The organism is Pseudomonas sp. ME-P-057 (assembly GCF_030208975.1).
GTDB lineage: Bacteria > Pseudomonadota > Gammaproteobacteria > Pseudomonadales > Pseudomonadaceae > Aquipseudomonas > Aquipseudomonas lutea.
This window is the reverse complement of sequence record NZ_JARVSX010000034.1, coordinates 16,136-27,915: the sequence shown is the minus strand read 5'-3', so window position 1 is coordinate 27,915 and position 11,780 is coordinate 16,136. Positions and strand designations below refer to the sequence as shown.

Annotated in this window: 14 protein-coding genes; 5 read left to right on the top strand and 9 right to left on the bottom strand. The window is 62.0% G+C overall.

From position 1 onward, the window contains the following. Positions 1-9: 9 nt before the first annotated feature. The 9 genes from QRN48_RS18350 to QRN48_RS18310 all read right to left on the bottom strand — a co-directional run bounded on the left by QRN48_RS18350 (position 10) and on the right by QRN48_RS18310 (position 7,168). Positions 10-654 carry an amino acid ABC transporter permease gene (locus tag QRN48_RS18350; protein WP_285352186.1) on the bottom strand — a complete coding sequence of 215 codons (645 nt, stop codon included), beginning with the start codon at positions 652-654 and terminating at the stop codon, positions 10-12. A gap of 9 nt (positions 655-663) precedes the next feature. Then, positions 664-1,320: an amino acid ABC transporter permease gene (locus tag QRN48_RS18345; RefSeq protein ID WP_191943595.1), complete on the bottom strand. Its 657-nt coding sequence runs from the start codon at positions 1,318-1,320 to the stop codon at positions 664-666. After that, positions 1,317-2,702 (bottom strand): MmgE/PrpD family protein, encoded by a 1,386-nt coding sequence (locus QRN48_RS18340; RefSeq protein WP_191943594.1) that lies wholly within the window; start codon positions 2,700-2,702, stop codon positions 1,317-1,319. Before QRN48_RS18340 ends, QRN48_RS18345 begins: the two co-directional genes overlap by 4 nt. 2 nt (positions 2,703-2,704) lie before the next feature. Then, entirely contained in the window at positions 2,705-3,520 is an 816-nt protein-coding gene (locus tag QRN48_RS18335; RefSeq protein ID WP_191943593.1) for a transporter substrate-binding domain-containing protein, read from the bottom strand. Positions 3,521-3,576: 56 nt separating this feature from the next. Further along, entirely contained in the window at positions 3,577-4,452 is an 876-nt protein-coding gene (locus QRN48_RS18330) for a MurR/RpiR family transcriptional regulator (RefSeq protein WP_285352182.1), read from the bottom strand. 305 nt (positions 4,453-4,757) lie between these two features. Then, positions 4,758-5,024 carry a hypothetical protein gene (locus tag QRN48_RS18325; RefSeq protein ID WP_037011013.1) on the bottom strand — a complete coding sequence of 89 codons (267 nt, stop codon included), beginning with the start codon at positions 5,022-5,024 and terminating at the stop codon, positions 4,758-4,760. A 116-nt stretch (positions 5,025-5,140) separates the two neighbouring features. Next, positions 5,141-5,563, bottom strand: a complete 423-nt coding sequence (locus QRN48_RS18320) for a cupin domain-containing protein (RefSeq protein WP_285352178.1) — start codon at positions 5,561-5,563, stop codon at positions 5,141-5,143. Between the two features lie 294 nt (positions 5,564-5,857). Then, entirely contained in the window at positions 5,858-6,172 is a 315-nt protein-coding gene (locus tag QRN48_RS18315) for a hypothetical protein (protein WP_285352176.1), read from the bottom strand. A 78-nt stretch (positions 6,173-6,250) separates the two neighbouring features. Further along, positions 6,251-7,168: a LysR substrate-binding domain-containing protein gene (locus QRN48_RS18310; RefSeq protein WP_285352174.1), complete on the bottom strand. Its 918-nt coding sequence runs from the start codon at positions 7,166-7,168 to the stop codon at positions 6,251-6,253. 115 nt (positions 7,169-7,283) lie between these two features. Here QRN48_RS18310 and QRN48_RS18305 point away from each other — a divergent pair, with 115 nt between their 5' ends. The 5 genes from QRN48_RS18305 to aotJ all read left to right on the top strand — a co-directional run bounded on the left by QRN48_RS18305 (position 7,284) and on the right by aotJ (position 11,505). After that, on the top strand, positions 7,284-8,426 hold the full coding sequence (locus QRN48_RS18305) for an NAD(P)/FAD-dependent oxidoreductase (RefSeq protein ID WP_285352172.1): 1,143 nt from the start codon (positions 7,284-7,286) through the stop codon (positions 8,424-8,426). Then, positions 8,416-8,754: a (2Fe-2S)-binding protein gene (locus tag QRN48_RS18300; RefSeq protein ID WP_285352169.1), complete on the top strand. Its 339-nt coding sequence runs from the start codon at positions 8,416-8,418 to the stop codon at positions 8,752-8,754. The genes QRN48_RS18305 and QRN48_RS18300 overlap by 11 nt, the downstream gene beginning before the upstream one ends. After that, entirely contained in the window at positions 8,747-10,171 is a 1,425-nt protein-coding gene (locus QRN48_RS18295; protein ID WP_285352167.1) for an FAD-dependent oxidoreductase, read from the top strand. The genes QRN48_RS18300 and QRN48_RS18295 overlap by 8 nt, the downstream gene beginning before the upstream one ends. Beyond that, a complete protein-coding gene (locus QRN48_RS18290) occupies positions 10,168-10,524 on the top strand; it encodes a RidA family protein (protein WP_191943585.1) in 357 nt (118 codons plus the stop codon). The genes QRN48_RS18295 and QRN48_RS18290 overlap by 4 nt, the downstream gene beginning before the upstream one ends. Before the next feature lie 198 nt (positions 10,525-10,722). Continuing rightward, complete coding sequence (gene aotJ, locus QRN48_RS18285; RefSeq protein ID WP_285352163.1) at positions 10,723-11,505, top strand: L-arginine-binding protein AotJ; 783 nt, start codon at positions 10,723-10,725, stop codon at positions 11,503-11,505. Positions 11,506-11,780 lie beyond the last annotated feature (275 nt).

The following is an 11,780-nucleotide window of genomic DNA, read 5'->3' as shown; positions in this document are numbered from 1 at the left end:
GCAGGTCCTCTATCGGCGCAGTTTTTGTTCAAGCACGCGGCTGTACCACGACAGCGGAAAGCACAGCGCGAAGTACATCAGCGCGACCGAGCCGTAGGTCAAAAATGGTTGAAAAGTGGCGTTGGTGATGATCTGTCCAGCGCGGGTCATCTCGACGAAACCAATCACCGAAGTCAGCGCGGTAGCCTTGACCACCTGCACCATGAATCCGACCGTGGGAGCGATGCCCACGCGAACGGCCTGTGGCAGGATCACGTAGCGCATCTGTTCGCCGAAGGTCAGCGCCAGGCTGCTCGACGCCTCCCACTGGCCGCGTTCGATGGACTCGATGCCGCCGCGCCAGATCTCGGTCAGATAGGCGCTGGCGTAAAGCGTCAGGCACACCGATGCGGCCACCAGTGGCGTGGTTTCGAGGCCGAACATGGAAAAGCCGAAGTACACCAGAAATAGCTGCAGGAGCAGCGGCGTGCCCTGAAACAGCTGCACGTAGAGCATGACCAGACCGCGGACAAACCGGTTGCCGGTCAGGCGCAGCACTACCAACAGCGCGCCCACCAGGCCGCCGCCGACGAAGGCGATCAACGACAGGGCGATGGTCCAGCGCATCGCCAGCAGCAGGTTTCGGGCAATGTCCCACAGCGTGAAATCGAACATGGTTATCCTTCAGCGACCAAAGATGAAGCGCGGACCGACCCAGTTGAGCAGGCGTCGCAGGGCAACCGCGAGCAGCAGGTATAAACCCGCTACCACGATGTAGGTCTCGAAATTGCGGAACGAGTTACTCGCGATCTGGTTGGCTGCGTAGGTCAGCTCTTCGGCGGAAATCTGACTGCAAACGGCCGACCCCAGCATGATGATGACCATCTGGCCGACTAGCGTCGGCCACACGCGTTTCAGCGCGGGCGGCAGCACCACCCGGGTGAAAATCTGCCAGCGGTCCAGCGCCAGACTCTGCGCCGCTTCGATCTGGCCGTCGGGCGTTGCCTCGATGCCGGAGCGAGCGATCTCACTCACGTAGGCCGCCAGGTTGATGACATTGGCAACGATAGCGGCGGTGAGCGCGGTCATTTTCAGGCCCAGCCCGGGCAAGCCGAAAAAGATGAAAAAAAGCTGGATGATGAACGGGGTATTACGGATCAGTTCGACGTATGCGCCCACGCACCAGCGCGCCCATGTGGGGCCTTTGCTGCGCACCAGCCCGCAACCGATGCCCAGCAATGTCCCGATGACCGCTGAAAACAGCGTCAGGAAAATCGTCAGCAGCATGCCGTCCAGCAACAGCGGCCACTGCTTGAGTACCACCGAAAAATCCAGGGTCATGACGCGTTGCCCTCCGCGCAGTCAAAATGAGGAATGAGGTCGCGAACGCAGGGCACAGCTTCCACGTGTTGCAGCCTTGCGAGCAGGGTGTGCGCCTGGTCTGCGCCGATGATCGGGGCTGTGCACAGCAGGAATTTGCTGTGCACGCGCGCGGGCGACAACGGATTGAGTGCCGACCCCGAGGGCGTGGCGCAGAAGCGCTCGACCCGCGTGCCGTCGTTACACATGACGCACACCCACGCACCCTCCGGCGCCGAGACCAGCAGGTCCGGCTGCCAGCGCTCGCTGCTGATCATTCGCGTGCGGCGCATCAACTGTTGCAGGTCAGGGCGATTGATCGTGGCCTCGGTCAATGAATCGAGGGTGATGTCTTCGAGCAAACAGGTGGCGGCCATGGCGAACGGCATGCTGAATTGCGCGTGCTGACGATGCGTCGGCGCGTCATGAATCAGGTTCTGCATGACGATGGGCGGCACGTCGCAGATGATTTGGCCAATGTCTTCAACGCTGAAGGACTCCACCCGCAGCATCTCTCGCAGGGCATCGACTGCTGCGTGTGATGAGAGGCAAATCGGCATGCGCTTGATGTCGACGCCGGGGTTGAGCAGGCTCCACTCGTGGCCCAGGGCGGGCATTGGCATGAGCACTCCATTGTTGAACATCACCGACAACCCCCGGCTGTGCTCGACGATATCCAGCGGCCCCTGGCTGCCGTGACTGGCCAGCAGCGCAGCAACCACGCCTGCCTCGCTGGTGCGTCCGGCCATGAGGGTTTTCGCATCGGTGCCGAAACCAGCCTTCATGCCGCCAGCGCCGGTCAGCGCCAGGCCCAGCGCAGACGCCGTCTGCGCAGCGTTCAACCCCAGGGCGTGACACGCTGCGGCGCAGGAACCGACGACGCCGAGTACGCCAGTGGTCCACCATCCCAGATCATATATTTGGCGCGTCAGCGCCTTGGCCAGGGCGTATTCGCATTCGGCGCCGACGACAAACGCCGTGAGCAGCGCGGCGCCGTCCAGCTCGCGCATCTGGGTTACGCCCAGTGCGGCGGGCATGATCACCACCGAGCCGTGGACGAAACCGGAGTAGCAGTTGTCGTCGAAATCCAGGGCATGTCCGGCGGTGGCATTCACGAACGCCGCCGCAGGGGCGCTAAGTGGCTGGCGATCGCCGAGGACCGTCGCATGCCCGGTTGCCGCCGCCATCCGAGCGACTGCCCGCGCTTGTATGGCGACGTCGCTGCTGCTGCCAGCGATCGCCACGCCCAGGGTGTCGATCAGGCAGCGCTTTGCGGCGTGTTGCACCGGCAAAGGGATGTCTGTTAACCGGACCGTTGCGCTCCAGCGCGCCAGTTCGACCAGGGTGGGTGAGAGCGCGCCCATAGTTATTCCGGGAGCTCGCCAGCCGGTGCGCCCAGCCACTTCTGGCTGATGGCGTCCAGCGTGCCGTCGGCCTTGGCCTGGCGGATGATCTCGTTGACCCGGGCGCGCAGTTCCGGCTGGTCTTTGTTCATGCCGATGTAGTTGGGCGCGTTGGACAGGACCACCTTCAGCTCGATGTCCATGTTCGGGTTCTTCTGTTTCAGAGCAGCGGCCACGGTGGTACCGATGGCGACCATTTGCGTCTGCCCGGACAGAAACGCGGAAATAGTGCTGTTGTTGTCTTCGAAACGTTTGGTGACCGCGTCCGGCGCGGCGTCGGTCAGCTCACGGTCTTGCATCGAACCGCGGGTCACCGACACCGTTTTGCCCGCCATGTCGGCCAGCGTTTTGACCGGCAGCGCAGCGGCACCGAACACGGCGTCAAAGAACGGCGAGTAGGCGATGCTGTAATCAATGACCTTCTCGCGCTCGGCGGTTTTGCCCAGGGATGAAATCGTGAAATCGGCCTTGCCCGACTGAATGTAAGCCACGCGGTTGGGCGCGGTGACCGGGACCAGTTGCAGCTTGACGCCGAGCTTTTTCGCCATCAGCGCTGCGACGTCAATGTCGAGGCCTTGGGGCGTCATGTCGGGCCCGACATAGCCGTAGGGCGGGTAATCCACCGGCACCGCTACACGCAGCTCCTTGCTTTTCAGGATGTGGTCCAGCGCATCGCCGGCATGGGCTGAGGTGCTTGAAAACAGCGCGCTGGCAAAAAGGGCACAAAGTCCCGCTGCGATCAGGGTTTTGCCAAGCGGCTTGCACGCGATGACGGTCATGGTGGTGCTCCAGGGTTTGATGGGTCGTGGGACGAAACGGGTGCCGGTGGCGGGACTCAGCCCAGGTCCCACCATTCGCCAAGGCTCAGCAGTTTTTCTTCGGTCTGCGTCACGGAGGCTTCGGCGTCTTGATTGGAATGGGCCGACATCAGCGCCACCAGCATCTCGCTCACCAACATGGCGGGCACGACGGTGTCGTAGAAAGACGGGGTCTGGTTCTTGACGATGAGGGTCTCTGCGGCCATTCGCGCGGTCGGTGAGGTCAGGCTGTCGGTAATGGTGATGATCCGCACGCCTTGCTGGTGCAGGTAATTGGTCAGGGTGATCAGCCGACGCGAATAACGCGGCAGGCTGCACACCAGCGCAACGTCTTTGGCGCTGGTCTGGTTGACGATCGACATCACCCCACTCTCGCCAGCGCCCTCGACCAGCCGCACGTTTTTCGCGAAGTAAGATGCGACGTGGGCAAACTGAAAGGCCACGCCGAAGGAGGACCGCATGCCCAGGCAGTAGACTCGCCTGGCGCCGGCCAGCAACGCAACGGCGCGGGACATTGCTTGAAGGTTCTCGTGACTGCACAGCGAGCGAATCTGGTCGATGGCATTGTTCGCCATGTCCTCGATGACCTGGTGCTCGCCCACGCGCTGCTTGAGCTCCACCAGGCCATGGGCTCGCGAACCGTAAGCGTTGCTGTTGCCCCGTAAAGACTCGATGAACAGCTCTCGCAGCGCGTCGTAGCCGGGCATGCCCATGCGTTTTGCCAGGCGGGTCATGGTCGATGGCGGCACATTGGCCAGCCGCGCGAGGTCGCGCATAGACATCACCGCAACTTCATGGGGATTGTCCAGGATGAAGCTGGCAGCGGCGCGTTCTTGCCTGGGAAAGGTCTCGAACTGTTGCTTGAGCCGGGTGCAAAGAAGGTCACGATTCATCGACATTGCCACGCGTAAAAGCGGTTTATGTCGTGAGTTTTGCAACAGTTGTGCCGGAAATTTCAGGGATGATCCAAGTGAATCACTTTGAGTCGAAGGTATCTGAGCGGAGCATTTGTAAATGCCCGGCCGCATCGCTCAATTTCGGTTGGGTTGGTTCAAAAATCGATTGGACTGATCTGAGGGTTGGCAAAGAATGCCAAGCGAAAGGTAACAAGGAAAGCAACGCGGCGGCATATAGCGCCGCGTGATGGTGCGGGGCACCGTCGTAGTGCACCCACAGCAGGAACGTCAATTGACAGCTATCAATGCACCGCCCACGAACGCGGCGCCGGGGTGTGGCTGAATTTGCTGATGCCTTTCACCCAAAAGCGTCGGTGCGCGGTCTGGTCCGGCGGCAACAGGGGCTGGCTCGACCATTGGTGATGACGCTTGGACTCGTCGCGATACGCTTTCCACTCCATGGCTTCGGCGGTGTCGTGTGCGGCGCGTTCGTCATCGAACCACCCCAGCACTGAAACTTCACCTTGATCGCGGCCATGTTCTACCAGCAGAAAAATGTTGTTGTACATACCTATGCCTTTCACTGATCCGGTCCGACCCGACATTCGGGCTCTACGAATAGCGTATCGACAGCGGCGGCGGAAAATTTAGCGCGAATACATCGCAGCGCCGCATCCCTCGGCCTTCACTGGGGAAGGGGTTCAAGGATGTCTGCATCGTCGTCGAGCAGAATGAACACCAGCAGCTTCGCCGGCTGTGTGGCGCTGGCGTTGCGGGATTCGTAATGCCGGGACCCGGCCGGTTCGTACCAGGTCTGGCCGGCTGTATAAGTCTGCGCCTTGCCATCGTTGACCCGCGATACGACTGCGCCCTCGAGCACGTAGGCGATTGCACTGCCGCTGTGGCTGTGAGCGATTGAGGCCTGCCCCGGGGCGTAGTCCACGGTCAATGTCATGGCTTTTTTCCCGGGGGCGTTGAGCATCGGGTGCGCCTCCAGCACCGTGACTTTCTCCTGGCCTGCATCGTGAGCGTGTACGTGGGCGGCGAACGCGAGCGCAGCAAAGGCGATCCCGGAGAGTGGTGCAGTGAGGCGTTTGTAGGTTTTCATGGTGGATTGTCCGATAGCGGTGGGTAACGACCACGCTAAAGGCCGGCGTCTTCGGCGGACACGTCCAATTGGAGGGAAGCTGTGGAGGCCATTTACCGTCCTCACCGTTATGAAAGCGGTGGCTTGTCCCTGGGCAGAGCAGGAGTTAAGGCAGGCTGTGGTAGGAAGGGAAGCGAATCACCCGAAAACACTACTTTTTCGCACGCACAAAAAAAGGCCGAAACATGTTCGGCCTTTCCTGTATTCATCGGTGAGCAGGCGTCATACCGCCAGCGCTCACCTGCAACGCAACAATTACTTGCTGCCGCTGGAGCCGCCTGCGCCACCAGTGCCGCCACCGCTGCCGCCCATGCCGTTGCCGTTGGTCATGCCGCCGCCTTCGCCATCGGTAGTGCGATTGGTGCCGTTGGTGCTGCCCATGCCCTTGGTGCCTGGGGTGGACGTGCCCGGGGAAGTGCCGTCGTTATTCTGGCCGCGTGTGGAGCTGCTAGACGCCGGGCCGTTCTTGTCAACCGGATCGGTTGGGCTGGTGGCGCCGGCAAATGCGGAACCGGTAGCGACAGCCATCAAGCCAGCGAGGGTCAGGGCAGTGAATTTGTTCTTGATCATGATGTGAATCCCTTTGTTGTCATGGATACCTATTGGTCAGTTGGCCAACCAAAAGGGTGCATGACAGCCGACGGACGGTCATTTCATATTTAAAACCGGTACGCACTCGGCACATGTTCGGCGATGTACGACTGGGTATGTTCCAGGAAAGAGGCTTGCAGCTTCGAGGCCGGGCCGCGCAGCGGCAGCAACATGCTGAAGTCCATCTCTATAGCCGGTTCGAACGGCTTGAACACCACGCCATTGCCCCGGTAGTTCATCGCGCTCAGCGCGTCGATCAAGGCGACCCCCACCGCCCAACTCAACGAACTCGCACATTGGCTGGGACAGCTGGGTTTCAACGCGCAAATCACGCTCGACCCCATACGCGGCAAAGATCGTATCGATCTGCTGCCGCGAACCGATGGAGCTCGGGTATGAAATGAACGCTTCGCCGCGCAGGTCTTGCGGGGTGATCACGGCGTGCCCGGCCAGCCGATGGTTTGCAGGCACCGCGCAGAGCATGCATGTCGCCAGCAATCTTTCCGCGCGGGGGCTGGGGTAGGTGTTGGGCAGAACGATGATGCCCAGATCGCAGCGCTGCCCCACGACCAGATCAATGACCTCGGAGGACGAATGCACCACCAGCGACACCTGCACGCCGTCGTGCTCGGCCAGAAACGCTGCGATGACCCGCGGCATGAAGACCAGGCCCATGGCCGGCGCGCAGGCGATGTGCAATGACCCGCGCTTGAGGCTGCGAATGTCATGGGCCGTGCGTGCGATCCGCTCGACCCCCACCAGCGAGCGCTGCACTTCCTGATACAGCGTCAAGGCTTCAGCGGTGGGCTGCAGACGCCCCCTGATGCGGTCGAACAGGGCAAAGCCGATGTCTTCCTCCAGGCTGGCGATCAGACGCGTGGCGGCTGGTTGAGAGATGTGGAGCATCTCGGCGGCACGGGTTACGGTCTGGCCGAGAATCACCGCGCGGAACGCTTCGAGTTGACGCAGATTCATCGGAGCCATCCATAACAAAAAGACATGACCGGCCGAAAATAAAGCATTTTTCAGCGCGAAGACAGCCCACTAGGATCAGGCAAGCCACCTTCCATACCTGACGGACCTCTACCTTATGAAACAAAGCCAACCCTCGAATAAGACTGATGCGCTGGTCATCGGCGGCGGGCTGGTGGGTATGTCAATCGCTTATGGCCTGGCGCTTCTGGGTCGCAAGGTGACTGTCCTGGATGAGGGGGATGACGCCTTTCGTGCAGCGCGGGGCAATTTCGGGCTGCTCTGGGTGCAGGGCAAGGGCTATGGCAATGCGGCGTATGCGAGCTGGACACGCGAGGCTGTCGCGCTGTGGCCTCGACTGGATGCGTTGTTGCGCGAGGACACCGGCATTGAGGTCCACTTGCGTCAGCCCGGCGGCCTGCAGTTGTGCCTGAGTGAGGCCGAGATGGCCGACGAGTCCGGCCGCCTGGCCTGGCTGCGCGAGGCACTGGACGGCGACTATCCCTACGAACTGTGGGACCCGGCTGAACTCAAGGCACGCGTGCCCGGCATCGGCCCGCAGGTGGTCGGCGCCTGTTTTTCGCCCATGGATGGCCACGTCAACCCGCTGAAGCTGCTGCGCGCCCTGCACGCCGCTTGCCAGAAACGCGGCGTCACCCTTGACGGTGGCGTGCGGGTCGAGGGCATCGACGAGCATGCAGGCGGATTCGACGTGAGGGCCGGGGACCGCCGCTGGAGCGCCGACCAATTGGTGCTCGCGGCAGGCCTGGGCAATCGGCCGCTCGGCGCCATGCTTGGCATGACGGTCCCGGTTCGGCCCAACCGCGGGCAGATTCTGGTCACCGAGCGCTTGCGGCCGTTCCTTGATTACCCGACCACCTACGTTCGGCAGACCGATGAAGGCACTGTGCAGCTCGGCGATTCGCTTGAGGATGCAGGTTTTGACGACCGCACCAGCAGCGAGGTCCTGGCCGCCATTGCCGCGCGGGGCGTGCAGTGCTTTCCGCATCTGGCCGATGTGCAGATGGTCCGCGCGTGGGGGGCATTGCGCGTGCTGAGCGCGGACGGTTTTCCGATCTACGAGGCGGCCCATCATAGCCCCGGCGCTTTTGTTGTCAGTTGCCACAGCGGGGTGACACTGGCCGCCGCCCACGCTTTGCGCCTGGCGCCCTGGATAGCCGGCGTGGTCGAGGAACCAGCAATCGAGCCCTTTAATCTCGCGCGTTTCAACGGCGCAGTGGAGGTGCCTTATGCCCACTGAGCCTTTGTTTCAAAGGTTGCAGCAGGATCCGCACACTGTGCGGATTATCTTTGAAGGCCGCCCGCTGACCGTTTCGGCAGACGTCTCGGTGGCTGCGGCGCTGCTCGCCCATGACGTCGGCCACACCCGCGAAAGCGCGGTGAACGGCAGGCCGGGTGCGGCTTATTGCATGATGGGCGTGTGCTTCGAATGCCTGGTGGAAATCGACGGCCGCCCCAATTGCCAGGGCTGCCTGATTGGCATTCAGGACGGTATGCGCGTGCGTCGTCAGCGTGGCGCGCGCGAAGCGTTCACGGGCGCAATCAGCGAGGGCCGTGGCGATGAGTAACGCCCTCGTGGATCTGATCATCATTGGTGCGGGACCTGCCGGCATGAGTGCTGCGCTGGAAGCCGCATCCTACGGTCTGGACGTGGTGGTGCTCGATGAGCAAGGCCAGCCTGGCGGGCAGATTTATCGCAACATTGACCGCGCCGACGCCCAAACGAGGCAGGTTCTGGGGCCTGATTACCTTCACGGTCTGCAGCTGGTGGAGGCCTTTCGCGCCAGCGGCGTGCGTTACCTGGCTCAGGTCGCGGTCTGGCAGGTGACCGAAGAGCGTCGGGTTCACTTCATCCTCGACGGTCAGGCGCGCGTGCTGCAAGGCCGTCAATTGCTGATTGCCACCGGCGCCCTGGAACGTCCCATGCCGATTCCGGGCTGGACCCTGCCCGGTGTCATGACCGCAGGCGCCGGACAGATTCTGCTCAAGAGCGCGGCGCTGCTGCCGCGCCATCCGGTGGTGCTGGCTGGCTGCGGGCCCCTGTTATATCTGCTCGCCGTGCAATACCTGCGCGCGGGTGTCGCCATCGCTGCGCTGGTGGATACCAGTGAGCCTGGCGCCGTGTTCAAACATCTGCGTGAGTTGAAGGCCGCGTTGCCGGGCTGGCGCGATCTGCTCAAAGGCGTGTCATTGCTGCTGGCCCTCAAGCGAGCAGGTGTGCTCCATTTCCATGCTGCCCGGCACCTGCGAGTGACGGGCGAGGAATGCGCCGACGGCTTGAGTTTCGAGGCCGACGGCAAGCCTGGGCACATTCCTGCACCCTTGATTTTGCTGCATCAGGGCGTAGTGCCGAATACCCACATCACCCGGTCGTTGCGCGTCGAACATGTGTGGAACGAGCAGCAGCTGTGCTGGGCGGTACGTCGTGACGAATTCGGTGAAAGCTCGTTGCCGGGCATTTTCATCGCCGGGGACGTCGGCGCCATTGGCGGCGCTGCGGTTGCGCAGACCCAGGGTCGTATCGCAGCCCTGGCCATCGCCCAGCGCCTGGAGAAACTCGATCGGTCCCGGTTTTTAAGGGTCGTCAAACCGTGGATCGACGCCCTGCGGACTCAGCAGGCTGCACGGCCGCTGATCGATGCGATGTACCGGCCCGATGTGCTGAACCGCGTCCCCGCGAACGAGACCATTGTCTGCCGTTGCGAAGAGGTGAGTGCCGGGGCGATTCGCGGGTACGTCGATGCCGGCTGCCTGGGGCCCAACCAGACCAAGGCGTTCGGCCGCTGCGGCATGGGCCCGTGCCAGGGACGCCTGTGCGGTCTGAGCGTGACCGAAATCATCGCCGAACATCGCCGGATCTCTCCGACACAGGTCGGTTCGTATCGCATCCGTCCACCGCTCAAGCCCATCACGCTGGCGCAACTGGCCGCCGAGCGCGAGCTGGATTTATCCCTTTCACCCACTCCGTCAAGGACACCTTCATGAGCACGCCTATCCATCGCATTGAATCCAATCCGCGCCTGAGCCGCAGCGTCGTTCACAACGGCGTGGCCTGGCTGGCGGGCGTCGTTGCCGCCGATTGCAGCCAGGACATCCGCGGCCAGACCCAGCAGGTGCTGCAACGCATCGAAGAACTGCTGGCTGCATCCGGCAGCGAAAAGACCCGTCTGCTCAGCGTGCAGATCTGGATGAAAGACATGAATGCCGATTTTGCAGCGATGAATGAAACCTGGAGCGCCTGGGTCGATGCCGCGCAGACCCCGGCGCGAGCCACCTGCCAGGTGATGTTCGATGACCCGCAGATTCTGCTTGAAATCATCGTGACGGCGGCCGTTTGAGGCAATCGCCTGCGTCGCTCGATTGAGTCGATCAAGTGAAGCCATCGCCTGATCGTTTGCTGCAAGGGCAGGGCGCCACCGGTTCCTACAGGAGCAGGGTCAAGAGCGCCCACCCGCTGTTCTCATTGCTGCTGCCATAACGGGCACGATCCTTTTACGAGGACGGCCCGACTCGAACAACATCGTCCGGAGCCATGCATGAACATTAAAACCCTCGTCAGCCAGCTCGCTCTAGCCTCGTTGCTGGCCGCCAGTGTCCACGCGGTCGCTGCCGATGCACCGTTGAAACTGGGCATCGAGGCGGCGTATCCACCGTTTGCCTCCAAGACCGCAGACGGCCAGATCGTCGGCTTCGATTACGACATCGGTAATGCGCTGTGTGCCGACATGAAGGTGCAGTGCGTATGGAAGGAAAACGAATTCGACGGGCTGATCCCTGCGCTCAAGGTGAAGAAGGTCGATGCAATCGTGTCGTCGATGTCGATCACCCCGGAGCGCATGAAGTCAGTCGATTTTGGTGACCGGTATTACCGCATTCCGGCGGGCCTGGTGGTGCGCAAGAACAGCGGCATCACGGACATTCCGGCGCAGCTCAAAGGCCTGCGCATCGGCGTGCAGCGAGCGACCAATTTCGAGCGCTACGTGACTGACAAATTTGTCCCGGCCGGCGCCCAGATCGTCAGCTACGGCTCCCAGAACGAGGTGTTTCTTGACCTGCTGGGCGGGCGCATCGACGCGACCATGGCAAGTTCGGTGGCCATTGATGAAGGGCTGCTGAAGAAGCCGGAAGGCAAGGATTACCAGTTCGTCGGCCCGACCTTCACCGAGGAGCAATACTTCGGCACCGGCATCGGCGTGGCCGTACGCAAAGGTGATCCGTTGCGCGAGCGGTTCAATACGGCGCTGGCGAACATTCGTGCCAACGGCGTGTATGAGCAAATCCGCAAGAAGTATTTCGATTTCGACATCTACGGCGATTGATGCGGGCTGTAAGCGATAGCCGGTAGGGCAAGCGCGCTCCTACACCATGATTTGCGTTGTGTCAGTGAGAGACATCTGCTGATTTTAGGTGCGGCATTGAGCGGCATGTGTCCGCGATCAGGAGGGATAAACAGGATGCCGAGCCCACCCGACCCTGTAGGAGCGCGCTTGCCCGCGAACCGGGGTGGGTCTTCTGTTGAGAGGTGACTGATCAAACACATCCCGTTTCAGCCGATAAATACCCGGCGTCTGTACCGCCCTATTCCCGGCTAAAG

Coding starts and splice junctions, on each gene's coding strand:
- QRN48_RS18350 (WP_285352186.1), bottom strand. CDS start 654: ATGTTCGATTTCACGCTGTGGGACATTGCCCGAAACCTGCTGCTGGCG.
- QRN48_RS18345 (WP_191943595.1), bottom strand. CDS start 1,320: ATGACCCTGGATTTTTCGGTGGTACTCAAGCAGTGGCCGCTGTTGCTG.
- QRN48_RS18340 (WP_191943594.1), bottom strand. CDS start 2,702: ATGGGCGCGCTCTCACCCACCCTGGTCGAACTGGCGCGCTGGAGCGCA.
- QRN48_RS18335 (WP_191943593.1), bottom strand. CDS start 3,520: ATGACCGTCATCGCGTGCAAGCCGCTTGGCAAAACCCTGATCGCAGCG.
- QRN48_RS18330 (WP_285352182.1), bottom strand. CDS start 4,452: ATGAATCGTGACCTTCTTTGCACCCGGCTCAAGCAACAGTTCGAGACC.
- QRN48_RS18325 (WP_037011013.1), bottom strand. CDS start 5,024: ATGTACAACAACATTTTTCTGCTGGTAGAACATGGCCGCGATCAAGGT.
- QRN48_RS18320 (WP_285352178.1), bottom strand. CDS start 5,563: ATGAAAACCTACAAACGCCTCACTGCACCACTCTCCGGGATCGCCTTT.
- QRN48_RS18315 (WP_285352176.1), bottom strand. CDS start 6,172: ATGATCAAGAACAAATTCACTGCCCTGACCCTCGCTGGCTTGATGGCT.
- QRN48_RS18310 (WP_285352174.1), bottom strand. CDS start 7,168: ATGAATCTGCGTCAACTCGAAGCGTTCCGCGCGGTGATTCTCGGCCAG.
- QRN48_RS18305 (WP_285352172.1), top strand. CDS start 7,284: ATGAAACAAAGCCAACCCTCGAATAAGACTGATGCGCTGGTCATCGGC.
- QRN48_RS18300 (WP_285352169.1), top strand. CDS start 8,416: ATGCCCACTGAGCCTTTGTTTCAAAGGTTGCAGCAGGATCCGCACACT.
- QRN48_RS18295 (WP_285352167.1), top strand. CDS start 8,747: ATGAGTAACGCCCTCGTGGATCTGATCATCATTGGTGCGGGACCTGCC.
- QRN48_RS18290 (WP_191943585.1), top strand. CDS start 10,168: ATGAGCACGCCTATCCATCGCATTGAATCCAATCCGCGCCTGAGCCGC.
- aotJ (WP_285352163.1), top strand. CDS start 10,723: ATGAACATTAAAACCCTCGTCAGCCAGCTCGCTCTAGCCTCGTTGCTG.